Source organism: Streptomyces sp. NPDC055025, from assembly GCF_053608565.1.
Genome location: NZ_JBSGVS010000065.1, coordinates 1 through 19,172, shown reverse-complemented (window position 1 = coordinate 19,172; position 19,172 = coordinate 1). Strand labels below are relative to the sequence as shown.

Below are 19,172 nucleotides of genomic sequence, written 5' to 3'. Positions count from 1 at the left end.
TCGAAGCGTGCTAGGAAAGTTTCACCATCAAGTACCGCAGGAGGTCGCCGTGTTGATCCACCACAGGAGCCCGCGTATCCGCAGGGTCGCTCTCGCGGCGGTGACCGCTGTCGCCGTACTCGCCCTGGGAGCCTGCGAGTCGGGGGACGAGGGCAAGACCAAGGCCAAGGCGGACAACGCCGCGGTCGTGGTGGCGCCGGGCAAGCCGGGTGAGCCCGCGAAGACGCTCTCCGCCGAGGAGGCGAGGAAGGCCGCCCCGGACAACACCCCCAACGCGGCGGACTACACCTACGCGCAGATGATGATCGTCCACCACGGTCAGGCGCTGAAGATGACCGAACTCGCCACGACGCGTGCCGAGTCGAGGCAGGTGAAACTGCTCGCGGAGCGGATCGCCGCCGCGCAGCAGCCGGAGATCGCGGCGATGGACGGCTGGCTGAAGAACAACGGCGGGCCGAGGCAGCAGCAGGGCCATGACCACCACACGATGCCCGGGATGGCCACGGAGGCCCAACTGGCCCAGTTGCGGGCGGCGAAGGGCAAGGCCTTCGACGAACTGTTCCTGAAGCTGATGACGACGCACCACCAGGGTGCGATCACCATGGCCACGGAGGCGCTGACGGAGGGCAAGAACGTCCTGATCGAGGAGATGGCGAACGAGGTCATCGCTCAGCAGACCGTCGAGATGAGCCGTATGCGCTCGATGTGAGCGGGGCGTACGACCGGGAGCGGCCGGCGCGGATGTACGGCGGGGCGCGGGCCGACGGCGTACGGCACGATGCCCACGCCGTATGCCCCTGGCCCAAAGCGGCGCTCGGCGGCGTCGCGCGGTCCGGCGTACGGGGCTCAGGGCGTACGGGGGCTCAGGGCCTGGGCCGGGGAGCCGGCGCCCCCGGCGGGGTCAGCGTCTGTGGTGACGCGGTGTCAGGTGGCCCTCGTCGCGGGCGCCCGCGATCAGCTTCAGTGACTTGCGGCGGCTGAACCCGGTCGCCGACATCACGGCGAGCACCGGGTCCTGGCCCGCCTGCTGGGCCGCGCGGTAGATCTCGGCGACACTGCGCCGGGCGGCGCTGCCGCGCGGCGGGGAAGGACGGGCCCGGTGCCGGCCCGACGGCTCCCGTCCGGGCTCCGGCCCGGACTCCACGGCGGGTTCCCGCCCGGCCTCGGTCACGGGCTCGGTCACAGGCTCGGGCCTGGGCTCTGGCCTGGGCTCGGCCGCCGTTTCCTCACGGGACCCGGCGGAGAGCGTGTCAGGCGCGGCAGAGAACGTGTCGGGTGCGGCGGAGAGCGTGTCGGGTGCGGGAGCGTCCTGGGCGGTGTCGGATACGGGAATGCCGTACGCGGGACTGCCGCAGACGGGGGTGCCGCAGGCGACCGGGGCGGCCCCGGCGGCGGCGCCGCCCGCGGCCTGCTCATCCTCCACGGTCCCGCCGGCGGCATGCCCGGCGTCCGCGAGGGTCTCAGCGGCCACGGCGTCCTGGACGACCGCCTCACCGGCCACGGGCGGAGTGACGGGCGGCTCGGCGACCACGGTCCCGGGTACCGGCGGCCGGTGCCGGCCCGAGACCACCTGGCAGGCGTTCTGGAGCGGCGCCTCGATCGCCCCGGCGAGCGCGGCGAAGCCTTCGAGGGCCAGCGGCGGATCGGCCTGCGCGTCCTCGATGGCGATACGGCCGTCCCGTACGACCGCGAGTACGTCGAGCCGGGCGCCGTCCGCGAAGGTCAGCCGGATATCGACCCAGGGCGGCAGGATCTCGCGCCGTGTGGCGCCGTCCCTGGGATCACCGGCGCCGGTGACGGTGCCGTGCCCCTGCACCTCCCACACGGGCCACTCGTACACATCGCGCTCATGGGGTTCCTGGGCGGAAATCCATTTATGTTCCGACACATTCACAACTTAATCAGGCAATCCGCCCCTCTTGTCCTGGCGCGCACGGACCGGTCCCGTACGGCACCCTGTCGGCTCATCGCACCGGCATCCGGCCATCGCACCGGCGTCGCACCGGGGACGGGCGCCCGCCGGGATCAGCTGCCGCCGAGCCGCCCCGCCTGCGCGTCGGCGGCCTCCAGGACGCTGCCGAGCAGCCCCGGGAAGAGGGCGTCCAGGTCCGCCCCGCGCAGCTCGCTCATCTTGGCCGTGCCCCGGTAGACCTGCCGGATCACCCCGTTCTCGCGCAGCACCCGGAAATGGTGCGTGGTGGTGGATTTGGTGACGGGCAGATCGAAGTGCGAACAGGCCAGCTCACGGTCCGCCCCGGCCAGCTCGCGCACGATGCGCAGGCGCAGGGGGTCGGAGAGCGCGTGCAGCACGCCCTCCAGACGGATCTCCGTGCGCTCGGGGTGCGCGAGTTCGCGCCTACTGGTCGCGGCGTTCACAGCGGCTCCACTCCTTCAGGGAGTCTCATAGTACGAGAAGCTTCGTAGTTTGACATTCGCCTTACTACGATGCGTACCGTAGTAAGCGTCGCCGTCCGATGTGAATGGAGTCCCCCGTGAGCTCACTGTTCGAGCCGTACACCCTGCGGTCGCTGACCATCCCCAACCGGGTCTGGATGGCCCCCATGTGCCAGTACTCGGCGGACGAGACCGGACCGGACGCGGGGGTCCCCACCGACTGGCACTTCGCCCATCTCGCGGCGCGCGCGGTCGGCGGCACCGGGCTGATCCTCACGGAGGCCACGGCCGTCGGCCCGGAGGGCCGGATCAGCCCCGCGGACCTCGGGATCTGGAACGACACGCAGGTCGAGGCGTTCCGCCGTATCACGCGCTTCCTCGGCTCACAGGGCACGGTTCCCGGCGTTCAGCTCGCCCACGCCGGGCGGAAGGCCTCCACCGACCGGACCTGGAAGGGCGGCGGCCCGGTGGGTCCCGAGGCGGGCGGGTGGCAGCCGCTGGCGCCGAGCGCGGTGCCTTTCATGGACGGCCACCCGGTGCCCGCGGAGCTGTCCGTACCGCAGATCGAGGAGATCGTCGGACAGTTCGCGGCGGCCACGCGGCGGGCCCGCGAGGCGGGCTTCCAGGTGGTCGAGGTGCACGGCGCGCACGGCTATCTGATCGGCGAGTTCCTCTCCCCGCACAGCAACCTGCGCACGGACGCCTATGGCGGCTCCTTCGAGAACCGCGCGCGGTTCGCCCTGGAGGTCGTCGACGCCGTGCGCGCCGAGTGGCCGGACGAGCTGCCGGTGTTCTTCCGGATCTCCGCCACCGACTGGCTGGACGAGGGCGGCTGGACCGTGGACGACACGGTGCGGCTCGCGGACGAGCTGGTGGCGCACGGGGTGGATCTGCTCGATGTGTCCAGCGGGGGCAACGCCGCGGGGGTACGCATTCCGCTCGGCCCCGGCTACCAGGTGCCGTTCGCGGCCCGGGTCAGGAAGGAGACCAGGCTGCCGGTGGCGGCCGTCGGAATGATCACCGACCCCGAGCAGGCCGAGAAGATCGTCGCCAACGGTGAGGCCGACGCCGTGCTGCTCGGCCGGGAGCTGCTGCGCGACCCGTCCTGGGCCCGCCGTGCCGCCGGTGAGCTGGGGGCCGCCGTACGCACCCCGCCGCAGTATCACCGGGCCTTCTGACCCGCGCGGACGCCGGCTCCGGGCGCCGCTGTCGGCGGCGGTCACGGACTGACCCGTACGGTGACGGCCGCGGACCGGCCCGTACGGTGACGGCGACGTCCTGGAGGTGTCGGCGACGACCGGCGCGCCCCGCGCCTCGGGCACCCGCCGTACGCGCCGCGGGCACCGTCCGGCAGCCGGACGGCCGGCTGACCGGGTCGCGGGGCGGTGGGGGCAAACGCGGTGGGCAAATGCCGCGCGGCGAAGGTGTGTTGGCGGGTGCGTGCCGAGGCGTGCCCTCCGCGGCAGTAGAGTGGCCCCCCGTGGCAGCAAGACCGTTGAACGAGATCGTCGAGCCCGGATGGGCGGACGCACTGGGCCCCGTGGCCGGACGCATCACCGAAATGGGTGATTTCCTCCGTGCGGAGATCGCCGCCGGACGCACCTATCTACCGGCCGGACCGAATGTGCTGCGGGCCTTCCAGCAGCCCTTCGACGAGGTACGGGTACTGATCGTCGGCCAGGACCCCTATCCGACCCCGGGTCACGCGGTGGGGCTGAGCTTCTCCGTCGCACCCGAGGTCCGTCCCCTGCCCGGCAGTCTGGAGAACATCTACCGGGAGCTGAATACGGATCTGGGGCTGCCCCGGCCCTCCAACGGCGATCTGACGCCCTGGACGAGCCAGGGGATCCTGTTGCTCAACAGGGCGCTGACCACCGCGCCCCGCAAGCCCGCCGCCCATCGCGGCAAGGGCTGGGAAGAGGTGACGGAGCAGGCGATCCGCGCCCTGGTCGCCCGGGGCAAGCCGCTGGTGTCCATCCTCTGGGGCCGTGACGCCCGCAATCTGCGGCCGCTCCTCGGCGACTTCCCGGCGATCGAGTCGGCCCATCCGTCGCCCATGTCGGCGGACCGCGGCTTCTTCGGATCGCGTCCGTTCAGCCGGGCGAACGACCTGCTGGTCCGCCAGGGCGCGCAACCGGTGGACTGGCAACTGCCATGAGCCGGATGCCGCGATGAGGCGGATGCCGCCATGATGGGGACGCGGCCATGAACGGGGAGCGGCGATGAGCTGGGTACTGGGTGTGGACTCGGGCGGCTCGGGGCTGCGCATCGCGCTCGGCTCGACGGCCGGCGGCCAGTCGGCCGGGGTCAGGACGGTCGGCACGACGGCCGCAGCCGAGCCGGTCCGCACCGGGCCCACCGGTATCGACCCCGGGCATCTGCTCGCCCAGCTGCTGCCCGCGGTGGAGGCGCTGCTGGCACGGGCCGGCACGGACACCCTGTCCGCGGTCGCGATCGGCGCGGCCGGGATGGCGACGCTCGGTGACGGGCTCCGCGCCGAACTGCCCGCCGCGCTGGAGCGTTCGTTCGGGGTACGGCGGCTGGCGCTCGCCGCGGACGCGGTCACCGCCTACGCGGGAGCGCTCGGACAGCGCCCCGGGGCCGTCGTGGCCGCCGGTACGGGCATGATCGCGCTCGGCACGGATCTGACGGGCTGGCACCGCGCCGACGGCTGGGGCCATCTTCTCGGGGACTGCGGCGGCGGTGCCTGGATCGGGCGCGCGGGGCTGGAGGCGGCCATGCGCGCGCACGACGGACGGCGGGGCGGTTCACCCGCACTGCTGTCCAGAACGGAAGCGGTTTTCGGACCCGCGGGCGAGCTGCCGGGAGTGCTCTATCCGCGTACGGACCGGCCCGCCGTGCTCGCTTCCTTCGCACCGGAGGTGGCCCGCTGCGCGGCCTCGGATCCGGTCGCCGCGGAGATCCTCGCGCTCGCCGCGCGGCATATCGCGGAGGCCGCCACGGCGGTCTGCCCGGCCTCCGGGACACCCGAAGTCGCCCTCACCGGGGGCCTGTTCAAGCTCGGTGACCCCCTGCTCGCACCCCTGCGGGCCGAGCTGGCCGAGCAGCTTCCGCATGCCACCGCCGTCTCCGCCGCGGCCGATCCGCTGACCGGGGCGCTGCGTATCGCGGCCGAACTCGCCACGGGTTCGCTCCGCCTGCCGCACGATCCACGGCTGCTCTACGTCCCGACACATCAGGACAGATGAGCGGAAAAATACCTAACGGATAAATAAGGACAGATGGTTCACGAGCGCCCCCTCCCCGAACAGCCGCGCCCACAAAACCAGTAGCATTCGACGGCATGAGCACCCCCACTGGGCCCGCATCCGGCCTGCCTGTACGAATGCCGCGACCCCGTCAGTCGGGGCGCCACCGCCGTCCCGAACCGGTGGCGGCTCCCGAAGGTGCGCCCGCGCTTGTTCTCGCCGTTCCCGGCACCCCCTCGGCCGCCGTGCGCGGTCTGGCCGAAGAGATCATCAGCATCGCCCGCTCCGAGCTGCCCGGCCTCGACGCCGTCATCGGCTTCCTGGACGGTGACAACGAGGAATACCCGGCACTGGCGGGTGTCCTGGCGGGAACCGCCGCGCTGCGTACCGAACGCTATGAACTGGCGAAGGCCGCGGGCCGTGAGGTCACCGAGCCCGAAGGCCCCGCCGCCGTTGTCGTACCGCTGCTCGCCGGTCCCGACAGCGGACTGGTCACGCGGATACGTGAGGCCGTCGCGGAGAGCGGCGCCGTCGCGGAGCTGACGGATGTCCTCGGTCCGCATCCGCTGCTCGCCGAGGCCCTGCACGTACGGCTGTCGGAGGCCGGGCTGGCCCGCGCGGACCGCGCCCGGCTGTTCACGGTCGCGACGGCGGCCGACGGCATCATCCTGGCCACGGTGGGCGGCCAGGAGGCGGTCCAGACCGCCGGGATCACCGGAATGCTGCTGGCCGCGCGCCTGGCCGTACCGGTGATGGCCGCCGCGCTCGACGAGGAGGGCTCGATCACCGCGATCGCGGAGCAGCTGCGCGGATCGGGTTCGACGCAGCTCGCGCTCGCGCCGTATCTGGTCGGCCCCGAGCTGCCCGAGGGGCTGCTCGACGCGGCGCTCAAGGAGGCCGACTGCGCGGCCGCGGAGCCGCTGGGCGCCTATCCGGCGATCGGCAAGCTGGTGCTGTCGAAGTACACGACGGCGCTGGGTATCCCCGCGCAGCCGCAGGGATCGCCGACGCACTGACACCGCACCGACGGATGCCCCTGTGTACGGGACGACCGTGTCCCCGTGCGCATGGAAAGGGCCCGCACCGGATCTCTCCGGGGCGGGCCCTTCCGCGACCGGTCCGGGCGCCCTGTTCAGTGCGGTGGCGGTAGCGGGTCCAGGGCGTTGCCGATGGTGCAGCCGCCCTCTCCGGGCATCCGCTGGATCCGGGACGGCACCCACACCTCGGTGGCGCCGGGGCCCACGCGGGCAAGAACGCAGTCCTGCGCGTCGAAGCGGTCGCCCTTCACCGACAGGAGAACGCCGACCCGGCCGCCGTCCGCCTTCACCTCGGTACGGATCGCCGGATCCAGATCCAGCGCGGCGAGCCTGCGGCGCACCTCGGCCTCGTCCGCCCGGCCGCCCTCCGGCACCCGGGGAAGTTTCGCGCGGAGCGCCTCGTACGGCAGCCGGGGCGGTTCGGGTGGCGGGGCGAAGACCGGCGGAGGACCGTCCGGACAGTCCACGTCACGGGGCTCCTCACGCCGTTCCCACTTGGTCGACACCCGCACCGTGAAACAGCGCCGTACGGCGACCTCATCGAGGTCGCTCCATCGGTTGTACGCCGAGCCGTACGTGCGGACGACCACGTCGACGCCGTCCCCGTCGTGTGTCGAGGTGCCCGTCACCCGCAGCACCTCCACCCCCTCGATACCGGAGGCGGAGCGCCCGACCTCCTCCGCCGTGCGCGGACGCCGGTCGTAGAGCCGCTCGCCCGCCTTCCTGGCCACCTCCCGCGCGGCGTCCGTCGCCTTGTCCTCGGAGGACCGCACCACCCCGCAACCGACGACGAGCAGCAACAGCGGGACGAGCACCAGCAGTCGGCGCATGAATCCACCCTCCCGGCGCCGCGCACGGCGGCCAACCGCCCACGTACTCAGACCGGCACAGATGATCGTACGGTGTGATCCCCGCCGGTGAGGAGTGCGAGCCGGATGCGGGGCCAAGCCCTGATCGGCCCTGGCGGTCGGCTGACGGTGCGTCAGCCGCGGGAGGTCTACCGGACATCACCTGAGCCCAGCACAATCGCCCGTATGACGATCACCACGGGCGCGCCGCTGCCCACGGACCGTACACCCGTCGCACTCGCACGGGGGTTGCTGACCGGTGGTGTGGTCGGCACCTCGCTCGCCGCGCTCGTCGTGGGCGGGATCGTCGAGAACGTGCCGCTGTTCGTCACGGGTTGGGTCCTGCCCGCGGTCTACGGAATGCTGTTCTTCCTCGCCGGTATGCCGAGGCGTGCCCGGGAGGCGGCGGTCGTGCCCCGCACGGCGCTCGCGATGATCGAGAGCCTTGAGGCCGTCGGGGGCGAGTCGAGCGACATACCGGTGCGGTTCGAGCTCACCGTCGCACCGGACGACGGGCCGGCGTACCGGGTGGAGATCACGCAGGACATCAACCTCGTGGACCTGTCCGACTACCGGCCGCGCGGGGTCGTGGTGGTCCAGTACCCGCCGGACCGGCCGTGGCGGGTGCGCATCGTCAAGCGGTCGACACCGGAGTGGGAGGACCGGGCGGCCTCGGCCCGCCTCGACTCGGCGCCCGCGACGGCCAGGGCTGCCGCGCCCCCGGAGGGCTGTGCCTTCGGTTTCATCACGCTCCTCGGTCTGCTGCTCGGCGCGGCCGTCGTGGTCCTGCTGTTCCGCGCGGACCTCTTCGACCGGGACGACACCGCGCGACCGCCTAAGGCCGCGCGGCCGTCCGTCTCCTCCACGTCGTCGACCACGGTGTTGTCGTCGGCGTCCGGAACGGTCGCCCTGGGACCGGGCCGATCGTTTCTCGACAAGGGTGAGCTGGACCGGGCCGTCGGCTCGCTCACCAGGGGCGGGGACACACACCGGGCGCTCACTGTCGTCGTGCGGGAGCGCCTGCTGTCGGTCGTGTTCTCGCCGACCGGCACGCGGACCCCGGGGCTCGACCCCCGTGCGCTGCCCTACGCCCGTTTCCCCGCCCTGGTCGAGGAGGCCACGACCACCCTCGGCGTCCGCTCCCCCCGGACCTGGCAGATCACCGCCGACCGTCTCACCGGCTCCCTCGTCATCAGGGTCGTCGTGACCGGGTCCGAGGGCGTGGCGTCACTGGAGGCGGACGGACGGGGCGAGGTGGTGCGGCGCGCGCCCGCACGGTGAGGTGCCCTGGGACGGCACTGTTCCGGACGGCAAGGGTGTGGCGCTCGGTGGCCGTCCCCGAAGTGGCAGGAGGAGAGACGGATGGGCTGGCACGGATATCTGGCGCTGTGGTGCGGCGTGTTCGGCACGGTCGCGCTGGTCGGCTACGGGAGGTCGCTGGCCGGGATGACCCGGGCGCAGCGGACGGTCCGGGCGAAGGGGCGGATCGAGCGGGTGGGGGAGCCCCGGCACGGAAGCTCCCCGAGCGACGGGATCGCCGTGGTCGTCTCCTTCCAGGACCCGTCCACCGGGCAGGAGTTCACCGTCACCAACGACGGTGAGCGGGGCGAGAGGATCGGCGCGGCCTGGACGGGCCGGGAGATCGGCGTCCACTACCCGCGCGGCAGACCCCACGCCTTCCGGTTCACCGGCGACCTCTCCGAAGGCGGGCGCGGACTCGGCCCGCCGACCTTCGCGGTCTTCCTCGGCTACGCCGGTCTGGTGGTCGTCGCCGCGATCGACTGGGGCTGGCCGTGGGCTCTGCTCGGCTTCTGCGGGCCGTGGGCCCTCTCCGGTGTGTACCACCTGCCCGGGAACGTACGCGACAGGAATCGCCGTCTCGACGCACTGGCCGCCATGGCCGCCGTACCCGGCCGTGTCGTCGCCGTGCTCAAGAGCGTCAGCACCGACGACGACGGACACACCTCCACGCGCGTGGTGCCGGTCGTCGCCTTCACCACCCTCGACGGTACGGCCGTCACTGCCTACTGCGAGTCAGGACCGCGGGACCCCGCCGGATCACAGGGCCGGGAGATCACGATCCACTACGCCCCCGATGACCCGGCGGTCTTCACTCTGGACGTCGAGGCGGAACGCCGGTCCTGGAAGCGGGACATGGCCGTCAACATCGTGGGTGTCGTGGTCGTGGCGGCGGCGGCCGTGGTGGGGATGGTCGCGCTGTGACGCGGGAGCCGGGTCTCCTCTCGCCATGGACGGAGCACCGGCCGAGAACTGGATCCGATGAGCTGGATCCGATGGACGGATCCGATGGACGGGACAGCGGTAGGAGGGACGCATCCCCGCCTCCATCCGCGAGGCGTACGAAGCATCACCGTGAGCGCCGTGACTGGCCGTTGAGACCAGCGCGGCGGCTGCCCTGGTTGCCGGTCTTCGTTCCGGTCTTCGTTCCCGTGGTCGTTCCCGTGGTCGTTCCGGTGCTCCCCACCTGCCGCAGGGGTGACGGCCGGGCCCGTCCGGGCCCCGGTCAGCCGAAGATCACACAGGAGGCGGCGGGGGCCTCGATGGAGCCCGCGCGGGCCGGGATGCCCGTCGCCGGGTCGATGTCGAACCAGGTCACGTCGCCGGAGTGCTCATTGGCGGCGTAGAGACGGCGGCCCGTGGGGTCGAGGGCCAGATCGCGCGGCCAGTGGCCACCGCACGGCACGGTTATGACCAGTTCCGCCTTCTCGCAGGTCGCGTCGAGCGCGAGGACGGCGATGCTGTCATGGCCCCGGTTGGCCGCCCAGACGAACCGTCCGTCCCGGGACACGACCACCTCCGAGGCATAGCTCGCGACCTCCACGCCGTCCGGCAGGACGGGCACCTCACCGACCGGTTCCAGTACGCCCGTCCCCGCGTCCCAGCGGCAGACGGTGAGGGTGGGTTCCAGCTCGTTCAGCACATAGGCGTGGCCGCCGGCCGGATGGAAGGCGAGATGGCGCGGGCCGGTGCCGGGGCGCAGCACGGTCTCGCCGTGCGCCGTCAGCTGCCCGGAGGCGGGGTCCAGGGCGGAGATCCGTACGGAGTCGGTGCCGAGGTCGGTGACCAGGATCCAGCGTCCGCTCGGATCCGTCACCACCTGGTGCGCGTGCGGACCCTCCTGCCGGTCCGCACGAGGGCCGCGGCCCTCGTGCCGGAGCACCCCGGCGGCGGCCAGCAGTCCGCCGTGGCCGCCGACCGGCAGGGTGGTGACACTGCCGGAACCGTAGTTGGCGGTCAGCAGATGACCTCCGGCGAGCGTGAGATGGGTGGGACTGGCACCGCCCACGGGGACGGGGGCGCCGATCAGCGCCGGCACCGGGCTCTCGGCCCCCGCGGGCACCGTGAAGGCCGCCGCCGCGCCCTCCTCCGTCTCGGAGACCGCGTAGAGCACGGACCCGTCCGGCGCGAGCGCCAGGAAGGAGGGGTCGGCTACGGCGTCGGTCGCTCCCCGTTCCGTCAGGGCCCCGGTGTCCGCGTCCACGGCCGCGAGGATGATGCCGCGGCCGCCCGCCGAGGTGAACGACCCGATGAAGGCCCGTCCGTCGTTCCTGCCGCTCACGTATATGTCCCCTCTTCGGCTGAACCTCAACGCCCGATCCGCTGATGTCGGGCCGACGGTAGCAGGCGGTCTGGACCAATCCCGGTGGTCGGTGCCAGGAGCCGGGCCGGGGAGCCGCGCCGGGAGCCGGACCGGGATCCCCCGGGAACAGGAGGGCCCGGCGCCCAGGACCCAAGGGCACGCGCGACACCGGACGTCGCTTGGCATCCTGGAGCGCATGAGCACTTCACCTACACCGGCGGTCATCTTCGATCTCGACGGAACGCTCGTGGACAGCGAGCCGAACTATTACGAAGCGGGACGGCAGCTCCTGGCGCAGTACGGTGTCACGGGCTTCACCTGGGAGCACCACACCCGCTTCATCGGGATCGGCACCCGGGAGACCCTGGAGACGCTGCGCGAGGAGTACGGGATCGACGCGCCGGTCGACGAACTGCTCGCCGGGAAGAACCGGCTCTATCTGGAGCGGGTCCGCGCCTCGACGGAGGTGTTCCCGCAGATGCGGAAGTTCGTGGAGCGCCTGCACGCCGAGGGTGTGCCGATGGCCGTGGCGTCCGGCTCGTCCCGCGCGGCCATCGACATGGCCCTGGGTGTCACCGGTCTGGACGGGTACTTCACCACGACGGTCTCGGCCGAGGAGGTCGCCCACGGCAAACCGCGGCCGGACGTCTTCCTGGAGGCGGCGCGCCGTCTGGGCGCGGCGCCCGCCCGATGCGTGGTCCTGGAGGACGCCGGCCCCGGTGTGGTCGCGGCACACGCGGCCGGAATGCGCTGTATCGCGATCCCCTACGTTCGGACCACGGCCGCTGACCCGGAGTTCGCCACGGCCGGGCTCGTCTTCCCCGGCGGCCAGCGCGAGTTCACGGCGCAGGCCGCGTACACCTGGCTCTTCGGGAACGGCGGCCGGGGGCGGGCCTGACGGCTTCGGGCCGGGCCCCGGCCCGGCACCGGGCGGACGGGTCGCGCCTCGCTCACGCCTCACGCACGCCTCACTCGCGCGTCCCTCGCGCCTCGGTGCGGATCACTGGGCCTCGGTCGGGGCGGTGTCGGGCCGCAGCACGGGATCGCGTTCGACCGCGCCGGTGGATGGCAGCAGTGCGACGGCGAGTACGAGAGCCGGGAGCAGGGCGGCGGCGAGGTGCGTCCGGAGGCGGTACGGGGCGAGGTGCGGGACAGGGTACGGGGTACGGGGAGCGGGAGCGCCCCAGAGCCGGAGCCATGGGCGCGCCAGGAGTGGCCACAGAAGAACCACGGCCAGGACGATCGCCCACCGTGGCCGGATGAGGAGGTCCCGGTGGGCCAGGTCCAGGCTGCTGGCGACCGCCGTGCCCGGGGCGTCGCCGAGAAGGATCAGACCGGGGATCGCGGCGCATGTCACGACCACCGCGTGCAGAAGCAGGGCGATCGGACCCGCCAGCAGGAGCAGCGACAGGGACACCGGTCGGTGTGACCGCTCGATGAACCATCGGCGCAGGGCGCTCGGCGGGTGGTACAGCTTGCCGATCACCTGGCGGAGCCCCGATGTCCGGGTGGCGTCGAGCGCCTCCAGCACCGTGCGCCGCCCGGCGTGGGCCACCGCGTACCGGTCCGCCGCCAACTCGGCGCACCACAGGGCGATCACGGGAAGGATCAGCACCTGCGGCAGCCGCACCACGACGGTGAGAACCTGCGCGGCCAGCAAGGGAGCGGCCGGTGCCTGGGTGACGGTCAGCCAGACCAGCGGCGCCACGGCACACACCAGGAAGAGCACCGGCCAGGCGCCGATCAGACGGGTGAAGGGACTGCCCAGCCCCGTGATGAGGTGTTCGCCGTTGACGAGATGGCCGGCCTCGTGGAGCAGCAGGGCGCGCGCCCGGTCCTGATCGCTCTCCCAGAGCGCGAGGAATCCGAGGGACACCGCGACCCGCCGGCCGCGCCAGCCTCGCGCGTACACCCTGATCGACGGGCCACGGGCCCGCGTCGAGAGGGTGAGGACCGTGCCGGGCGCGTGCTCGTCGAGCAGCCGCTGTACGGACCGTAGGGCAGGGGAGGGACCGTACGCCGCGGCGTCGCGGAGGTCGATCAGGTGATACCGCCACTCCGTGTACCGGCCGCGGAGATGCGGCAGCAGCACCGTGGCCACCCCGGCCGTCAGGAAGAGGAGAGGTGCCAACTGGCTCACCAGCATGACCCGCAGCGCGGCGAACCCGGACGTCGAGACGGTGGCCGCGCCGTACTCCCCCGCCGTCCAGACGTCCAGGAGCTGCGCCCGCCACCAGACGAAGGCGGCGGGCGCGTCCTGGACATAGCTCGCCATGGCCAGCCACAGCCAGGGCGGTGGAGGCAGCGCGCCCGCGAGCCCGCCGGGGGCGGGGGGCCGCTTCACCCTCCGCTCGTGGGGAGACCGGGGCCGCGGCCCGAGAGCCGGGTGGCCAGTCGGCGCCGCAGACGGCGGACGGCGGATACGGCGGTGCCGGTGGGCCGCGGCGCCGGTGCGCCGGTGGGCTGGTGACCCGCCAGGAGTCCGAGGAAGGCGCGGGCGCTCGCGTCGCGGCCCTCGTACAGCGCCGCGACGGCTTCGGCGGCGGCTCGGTCTGCCTGGTGACGCGGTGTACCGCGGTCCTGGAGGGAGCGGGACACCTGGGCCGCGGCGCCGACGAGAACGGCGAGATCGGCGGCGCCGACTCCGCCGATCGCCGTTCTCGCCTGCGACTCCGGTGAGCCCGGTGACACCGGCATCGGCGCAACCGGCGTCGGCGGCACCGGCGGCGTCGACCGGGAGTCCGCCTCCCCGGCGCCCGGCCCCGCGCCCGCCCCCTCGCCCGCGTCGGCGTCGGAGCTGGCCCCGGCCCCGGGCCCGGAGGGCGCCCCGGCGCCCGAGCCCGTCCTACCGGCCGCGCGGTCCCGTGCCCCGGACGTCCGCCGCTCCTCCAGTGCGAGCAGGAGCGCCGTGCCCGACACCGCGTTGCTGACGACCGGGGAGCCCATGGCCGCCACGAGCACGTCGTACGACACCGCGAGCGCGTGCCAGAGGGTGGGAAGGAGTGTGACCAGTTCGCCCCCGGCACCACCCGGCGCCGGGGGCGCGGAGCGGAGCAGCCCACGGCGGCCCCGGCCGCCCCCGGCGTAGACGCGTGCCGTGAGTGCGGCGATGGAGATCTCGTCCGGTGCGACCGCCGCCGCGATCCGTCCGGCCCAGACGTCCAGCGGGTCCGCCCGTCCCGCCTGGTCCGCCCGCTCCGCCTGGTCCGCCCGCTCCGGATGGTCCGCGTCCGTGACCGCCTCGGAGCGCTTCCGCCCCTCACCCCCATTCGACACGGAAGCTCCTGGTCCCGTCGATCGTCGTCCCGCTGAGCGTCAGCGAGGCCGAGTCCTCGGTCACCGTTCCCTCCAGCGTGGTGTCCGTGGACATCCCGTACGCGAAGGCCATGTACTGGCTGCACGGCAGGATCGGCTTCGGTACGAAGAGCAGGTTCAGCGCGGCGCCCTCGGCGGCGCCGGGATCGGTGAGGCTTCCGGAGATGTCGCCCGAGCCGTCGTCCGAGAGCGACCAGTAGGTGATGGCCACCGGTTCGCCGTCGACGGTGTCGGTCCCGTCGAGGGCGGAGCTGACCCCGAACGCTCCTTCCGCCATCTGGCTGTCGCTCGCCCAGGAGAGGTTGAAGCCGTTCTGCTCCCCGCCGACCGGATCGCCGATGAGCAGCGTCGCCGGCAGCTCGTAGGACCGCGACTCCGGCGCGCAGCCCGGGTCCGCGAAGTCGACGCTGACGGTGGCCGTGCCCGACCACTCGCCGTGTGGCACCCCCGACGCCGTGTCCTCCTCACCGGATCCGCCCGAGGAGGTGTCGTCCGAACCGTCGTCCTCCTCGGAAAAGGTGTCCTCCGAGGGCTCCTCGGTGATCTCCTCCTCCGGCGCGGACGTCTCCGTCGGGGACGGCGTGGCCGGCGCCGTCGTTTCCGTGGGCGACGCCTCCGCCGTCGTCGCGTAGCCGCTGCCGGACGGTTCGCCGGACGCGTCCCCGCCGCCTCCCCCGCAGGCGGTCAGGGCCGCCAGACCGCCCAGACACACCGCCGCGAGCACAGTCCTTCGCGGTCGTCGGATCCTCATCGGAACCCCCCTGCTACCGCCCATCCCCCGTCTCCTTCACACTCGTTGTGCCGCCGCACCGGCGCCCCGCCTCGTGGAACGCCGGTACGACGAGCCCCCGTCCCCGCGCCCTCTCCCCCGTAGAGGGCCAGGTTCGCGCGCCCCCCGGCGCGCGCCCGCGCGAGGGCGCTACGTCAACTGCCCCGGTACGCCACCCGGTTGGGGGTACCAAAGTAGACGGGCTTTTGTGCCATTCCCATCCCAGATGTCTGGGGGATCGTCCTAGCCTGCTCGCGTGACTTCCGCTTCCCGCCCAGACCCCGACCGCCACCCCGCCGGACCCGCCCGTACCGGCCGTTCCGGCCGCTCCGGCCGCTCCGGCCGCTCCGGCCGCTCCGGTGCCCGAGGAGCGGCGGTCGCCCCCGCCGCCCGCGACGCGCTGGCCGGCGCCCTCGCGCGCCGGCTGCGCGGCACCGGACCGCTCGGCGCGCTCGATGTCCTCCAGGCCGCCGCGGACGCCTTGCTCACCGCTGTTCCCGCCGACATCTGGTGCGCCGTCATGCTCGATCCCGCGACGCTCCTCGACACCGGGGGCCTGCACGAGTACGGATTCCCGCGGAGTGTGATGCCGCGTCTGTTCGAGATCGAGCACGCCGATCAGGCCGGTGTCGACAACATCCGCGCCCTCGCCCACCGCGCCACACCCGTCAGTCTGCTCAGCGACTCCATGGCCGGCCGGGTGGCCGAGAGCGTCTACTACCGCGATGTGCTCCGGCCCTCGGGGCTCACGGACGAATTACGCGTACTCCTGCGCGACGGCTCCCGTACCTGGGGACTGTTCGTGCTCTGCCGCGGGGAGGGCTCGCGGCCCTTCACCCCCGCCGAGGTCGCCCTCGCCGCCTCCGTGAGCGCCCCGGCCACGACGGCCCTGCGCCGCTCGCTCCTCCTCGGCGGCATCGACCGTGACGACGTACCGGACGCCGCGGGCCTGCTCATCCTCGACGACGACCAGCGGGTGCGGCTGTGCACGTCCACCGCCGAGCGCTGGCTGGGTCTCGTCCAGGAATCCCATCCCGCTCCCGGGCACCGGTATCCGTTCACGCTCGCCGCGCTCACCCACAAGGTCCGCTCCACCGGCCTCGGTGTCCAGGTGCAGTCCCGCGCGATCACCCGTACCGGCCACTGGGTCACCCTGAGCGCCTGGCGCGAGAAGGCGGAGGGCGAGGAGTCGGAGGCGCTCACCTATGTGTCGCTGGCCCCGAGCCGCCCCGGCGAACTGACCGCCATCGTCCTCGACGCGTACGGCCTCACTCCGCGTGAGCGCCAGGTCGCCCAGCATGTGCTGCTCGGCCGGTCGACGGCCGAGGTCGCCGACTCCCTGCGCATCGGGGAGTACACCGTGCAGGACCATCTGCGGAAGGTCTTCGACAAGGCGGGGGTACGGAGCCGCCGCGAGTTCACCGGGGAACTGTTCCAGCGCTGCTACCTCCCCCGGCTCGACGACCCGCCCCTCACGACCGACGGCCGTATGCGCGACGACGCTCCGGACCAACCCGGGTGAACCGCGCCGGTGGGGGGGAGCCGGTCGGCCTTCTCGCCGCTGAGACTCCCCCGGTACGCGGCCCTCGCCGGACGTCACGCCCGCTCGCCCGGACGTCACACCGCTCGACGTGACGTGTTCCGCCCCGGTGGGGGCAGGGCCCTGTCGAGCGGGGGTGGGTCAGGAGATATCTTGATGTCGAGCAATGTTGCAGACGTGGAGCGGAGCTACCGGTGACTGACTCGACCATCATCTATACGCACACCGACGAGGCCCCGGCCCTGGCGACGTATTCGTTCTTGCCTGTGATCGAGGCGTACGCCTCGACGGCCGGGGTCACCGTGGAGAGCCGTGACATCTCTCTGGCGGGGCGGATCATCGCCGGTTTCCCCGAGCGTCTCGAGGAGGGACAGCGCGTCGATGACGCCCTCGCCGAGCTGGGCGAGCTGGCCAGGACACCCGGGGCCAACATCATCAAGCTGCCGAACATCTCGGCTTCGATCCCCCAGCTCAAGGCGGCGATCGCCGAGCTGCGGACGCAGGGCTACGCGCTGCCGGACTACCCGGACGATCCGAAGACGGACGAGGAGAAGGACGTCCGCGCGCGCTACGACAAGGTCAAGGGCAGCGCCGTCAACCCGGTGCTGCGCGAGGGCAACTCCGACCGCCGCGCGCCCGCGTCCGTCAAGAACTACGCCAAGGCGCACCCGCACCGGATGGGCGCGTGGACGGCCGACTCGAAGACGAATGTCGCGCGGATGGACGCCGACGACTTCCGCTCCACCGAGAAGTCCGCGGTCATCGCCCGGAACGGCTCGCTCCGTATCGAGCTGGCGGGCGACGACGGGACCACCACCGTGCTGCGCGAGTCGGTGCCCGTGCTGGCGGACGAGGTCGTGGACGCGTCGGTGATGCGGGTGGCGGTGCTGCGTGAGTTCCTCGCGGCGCAGGTCGCGCGCGCCAAGGCCGAGGGTGTGCTGTTCTCGGTGCATCTGAAGGCCACGATGATGAAGGTCTCCGACCCGATCATCTTCGGCCATGTGGTCCGGGCCTTCTTCCCGAAGACGTTCGCCGAGCACGGCGAGAAGCTCGCGGCGGCCGGTCTGAGCCCGAACGACGGTCTCGGCGGCATCCTCAAGGGTCTGGAGTCGCTGCCCGAGGGCGCGGAGATCAAGGCGTCCTTCGAGGCCGAGCTGGCCAAGGGCCCGGCGCTGGCGATGGTCGACTCCGACCGGGGCATCACCAATCTGCACGTACCGAGCGATGTCATCGTCGACGCCTCCATGCCGGCCATGATCCGCACCTCCGGTCATATGTGGGGTCCCGACGGCAAGGAGGCCGACACCCTCGCGGTCATCCCGGACAGCAGCTACGCGGGTATCTACCAGGTCGTCCTCGACGACTGCCGCGCCCATGGCGCCTACGACCCGTCGACGATGGGCTCGGTGTCGAACGTCGGTCTGATGGCGCAGAAGGCCGAGGAGTACGGCAGCCACGACAAGACCTTCGAGATCCCGGCCACCGGCACGGTCCGGGTCGTCGACGACAACGGCGACGCCGTGCTGGAGCATGTCGTGAGCGCCGGTGACATCTGGCGCATGTGCCAGACCAAGGACCTGCCCGTCCGGGACTGGGTCAAGCTCGCCGTGACCCGCGCCCGTGCCACCGGTGACCCGGCGGTGTTCTGGCTCGACGAGGGGCGCGCGCACGACGCGAGCCTGATCGCGAAGGTGCGGACCTACCTCGCCGAGCACGACACCGAGGGCCTGCGGATCGAGATCATGGCGCCGGTCGACGCGATCGCGTTCTCCCTGGAGCGCATCCGCCGGGGTGAGGACACGATCTCGGTCACCGGCAATGTCCTGCGTGACTATCTGACCGACCTCTTCCCGATCCTCGAACTCGGTACGAGCGCCAAGATGCTCTCGGTCGTCCCGCTGATGAACGGCGGCGGACTCTTCGAGACCGGGGCCGGCGGCTCCGCGCCCAAGCATGTCCAGCAGCTCGTCAAGGAGAACTACCTGCGGTGGGACAGCCTGGGTGAGTTCCTCGCCCTCGCGGTCAGCTTCGAGCACCTCGCGCAGACCACGGGCAACGCGCGGGCGCAGATCCTCGCCGACACGCTGGACCGCGCGACCGCGACCTTCCTCAACGAGGACAAGTCGCCGAGCCGTCGCCTCGGCGGTATCGACAACCGCGGGAGCCACTTCTACCTGGCGCTCTACTGGGCCCAGGAGCTGGCGCGGCAGACCGACGACGCGCGGCTCGCCGAGTCGTTCGCGGCTCTCGCCAAGACGCTGGCCGAGCAGGAGCGGACCATCGTCGACGAGCTGATCGCGGTGCAGGGCTCGCCGGTGGACATCGGCGGCTACTACCGTCCGGACGCGGCGAAGGCCTCGGCCGTCATGCGGCCTTCGGCCACGTTCAACCAGGCGGTCGCGACGCTCGCCTGAGCCGTATCGTACCCGCGGGTGCGACAGCCCCGGCCGGCGTTCCGC

17 protein-coding genes are annotated in these 19,172 nt (G+C 72.5%); 10 read left to right on the top strand and 7 right to left on the bottom strand.

The genetic code is table 11. The features are described 5' to 3' along the window. The first annotated feature begins 49 nt into the window (after positions 1 to 49). The gene (locus tag ACWGDX_RS31575) at positions 50 to 709 is read left to right on the top strand and encodes a DUF305 domain-containing protein (protein WP_453631109.1); all 660 of its coding nucleotides are present in this window, start codon (positions 50 to 52) and stop codon (positions 707 to 709) included. Between the two features lie 192 nt (positions 710 to 901). On the opposite strand, the gene ACWGDX_RS31570 is transcribed toward ACWGDX_RS31575, so the two are convergent. Continuing rightward, entirely contained in the window at positions 902 to 1,888 is a 987-nt protein-coding gene (locus tag ACWGDX_RS31570) for a DUF6214 family protein (RefSeq protein WP_453631107.1), read from the bottom strand. 137 nt (positions 1,889 to 2,025) lie between these two features. Continuing rightward, positions 2,026 to 2,376, bottom strand: a complete 351-nt coding sequence (locus tag ACWGDX_RS31565) for an ArsR/SmtB family transcription factor (protein WP_453631105.1) — start codon at positions 2,374 to 2,376, stop codon at positions 2,026 to 2,028. Between the two features lie 116 nt (positions 2,377 to 2,492). On the opposite strand from ACWGDX_RS31565, the gene ACWGDX_RS31560 reads away from it, so the two are divergent. The 4 genes from ACWGDX_RS31560 to ACWGDX_RS31545 all read left to right on the top strand — a co-directional run bounded on the left by ACWGDX_RS31560 (position 2,493) and on the right by ACWGDX_RS31545 (position 6,619). Next, positions 2,493 to 3,572 (top strand): NADH:flavin oxidoreductase/NADH oxidase, encoded by a 1,080-nt coding sequence (locus tag ACWGDX_RS31560; RefSeq protein ID WP_453631104.1) that lies wholly within the window; start codon positions 2,493 to 2,495, stop codon positions 3,570 to 3,572. A gap of 302 nt (positions 3,573 to 3,874) precedes the next feature. Next, positions 3,875 to 4,552, top strand: coding sequence for a uracil-DNA glycosylase (locus ACWGDX_RS31555; protein WP_363083535.1), 678 nt, complete (start codon positions 3,875 to 3,877; stop codon positions 4,550 to 4,552). Between the two features lie 64 nt (positions 4,553 to 4,616). Beyond that, positions 4,617 to 5,603 carry an N-acetylglucosamine kinase gene (locus ACWGDX_RS31550; RefSeq protein WP_453631102.1) on the top strand — a complete coding sequence of 329 codons (987 nt, stop codon included), beginning with the start codon at positions 4,617 to 4,619 and terminating at the stop codon, positions 5,601 to 5,603. Positions 5,604 to 5,698: 95 nt separating this feature from the next. Next, positions 5,699 to 6,619, top strand: coding sequence for a sirohydrochlorin chelatase (locus ACWGDX_RS31545; protein WP_453631101.1), 921 nt, complete (start codon positions 5,699 to 5,701; stop codon positions 6,617 to 6,619). Positions 6,620 to 6,735: 116 nt separating this feature from the next. Here ACWGDX_RS31545 and ACWGDX_RS31540 read toward each other — a convergent pair whose 3' ends face one another. Next, the gene (locus ACWGDX_RS31540) at positions 6,736 to 7,470 is read right to left on the bottom strand and encodes a translation initiation factor IF-2 (RefSeq protein WP_453631099.1); all 735 of its coding nucleotides are present in this window, start codon (positions 7,468 to 7,470) and stop codon (positions 6,736 to 6,738) included. Between the two features lie 204 nt (positions 7,471 to 7,674). Between ACWGDX_RS31540 and ACWGDX_RS31535 the strand changes: the two genes are divergently transcribed. Together ACWGDX_RS31535 and ACWGDX_RS31530 are read left to right on the top strand one after the other, a co-directional pair. Next, positions 7,675 to 8,769, top strand: coding sequence for a hypothetical protein (locus ACWGDX_RS31535; RefSeq protein WP_453631098.1), 1,095 nt, complete (start codon positions 7,675 to 7,677; stop codon positions 8,767 to 8,769). An 81-nt stretch (positions 8,770 to 8,850) separates the two neighbouring features. Further along, positions 8,851 to 9,711, top strand: a complete 861-nt coding sequence (locus tag ACWGDX_RS31530; protein WP_453631096.1) for a DUF3592 domain-containing protein — start codon at positions 8,851 to 8,853, stop codon at positions 9,709 to 9,711. A 301-nt stretch (positions 9,712 to 10,012) separates the two neighbouring features. Here ACWGDX_RS31530 and ACWGDX_RS31525 read toward each other — a convergent pair whose 3' ends face one another. Continuing rightward, complete coding sequence (locus ACWGDX_RS31525) at positions 10,013 to 11,068, bottom strand: lactonase family protein (RefSeq protein WP_453631094.1); 1,056 nt, start codon at positions 11,066 to 11,068, stop codon at positions 10,013 to 10,015. A gap of 217 nt (positions 11,069 to 11,285) precedes the next feature. Between ACWGDX_RS31525 and ACWGDX_RS31520 the strand changes: the two genes are divergently transcribed. After that, complete coding sequence (locus ACWGDX_RS31520) at positions 11,286 to 11,987, top strand: HAD family hydrolase (RefSeq protein ID WP_453631093.1); 702 nt, start codon at positions 11,286 to 11,288, stop codon at positions 11,985 to 11,987. Between the two features lie 102 nt (positions 11,988 to 12,089). Here ACWGDX_RS31520 and ACWGDX_RS31515 read toward each other — a convergent pair whose 3' ends face one another. The 3 genes from ACWGDX_RS31515 to ACWGDX_RS31505 are packed head-to-tail and all read right to left on the bottom strand — an operon-like array spanning position 12,090 to position 15,155. Further along, the gene (locus ACWGDX_RS31515) at positions 12,090 to 13,433 is read right to left on the bottom strand and encodes a M48 family metalloprotease (protein ID WP_453631091.1); all 1,344 of its coding nucleotides are present in this window, start codon (positions 13,431 to 13,433) and stop codon (positions 12,090 to 12,092) included. After that, a complete protein-coding gene (locus ACWGDX_RS31510) occupies positions 13,430 to 14,365 on the bottom strand; it encodes a hypothetical protein (protein WP_453631089.1) in 936 nt (311 codons plus the stop codon). The genes ACWGDX_RS31515 and ACWGDX_RS31510 overlap by 4 nt, the downstream gene beginning before the upstream one ends. Next, the gene (locus ACWGDX_RS31505; protein WP_453631087.1) at positions 14,349 to 15,155 is read right to left on the bottom strand and encodes a hypothetical protein; all 807 of its coding nucleotides are present in this window, start codon (positions 15,153 to 15,155) and stop codon (positions 14,349 to 14,351) included. Before ACWGDX_RS31505 ends, ACWGDX_RS31510 begins: the two co-directional genes overlap by 17 nt. Positions 15,156 to 15,429: 274 nt before the next feature. Between ACWGDX_RS31505 and ACWGDX_RS31500 the strand changes: the two genes are divergently transcribed. Next, positions 15,430 to 16,695, top strand: a complete 1,266-nt coding sequence (locus ACWGDX_RS31500) for a response regulator transcription factor (protein ID WP_453631085.1) — start codon at positions 15,430 to 15,432, stop codon at positions 16,693 to 16,695. A gap of 212 nt (positions 16,696 to 16,907) precedes the next feature. After that, a complete protein-coding gene (locus ACWGDX_RS31495) occupies positions 16,908 to 19,127 on the top strand; it encodes an NADP-dependent isocitrate dehydrogenase (protein WP_453631083.1) in 2,220 nt (739 codons plus the stop codon). Positions 19,128 to 19,172 lie beyond the last annotated feature (45 nt).

Excerpts from the sequence above, each read along its gene's own strand:
- ACWGDX_RS31505 (WP_453631087.1), bottom strand. The coding sequence starts at position 15,155 with ATGAGGATCCGACGACCGCGAAGGACTGTGCTCGCGGCGGTGTGTCTG.
- ACWGDX_RS31550 (WP_453631102.1), top strand. The coding sequence starts at position 4,617 with ATGAGCTGGGTACTGGGTGTGGACTCGGGCGGCTCGGGGCTGCGCATC.
- ACWGDX_RS31530 (WP_453631096.1), top strand. The coding sequence starts at position 8,851 with ATGGGCTGGCACGGATATCTGGCGCTGTGGTGCGGCGTGTTCGGCACG.
- ACWGDX_RS31545 (WP_453631101.1), top strand. The coding sequence starts at position 5,699 with ATGAGCACCCCCACTGGGCCCGCATCCGGCCTGCCTGTACGAATGCCG.
- ACWGDX_RS31535 (WP_453631098.1), top strand. The coding sequence starts at position 7,675 with ATGACGATCACCACGGGCGCGCCGCTGCCCACGGACCGTACACCCGTC.
- ACWGDX_RS31520 (WP_453631093.1), top strand. The coding sequence starts at position 11,286 with ATGAGCACTTCACCTACACCGGCGGTCATCTTCGATCTCGACGGAACG.
- ACWGDX_RS31540 (WP_453631099.1), bottom strand. The coding sequence starts at position 7,470 with ATGCGCCGACTGCTGGTGCTCGTCCCGCTGTTGCTGCTCGTCGTCGGT.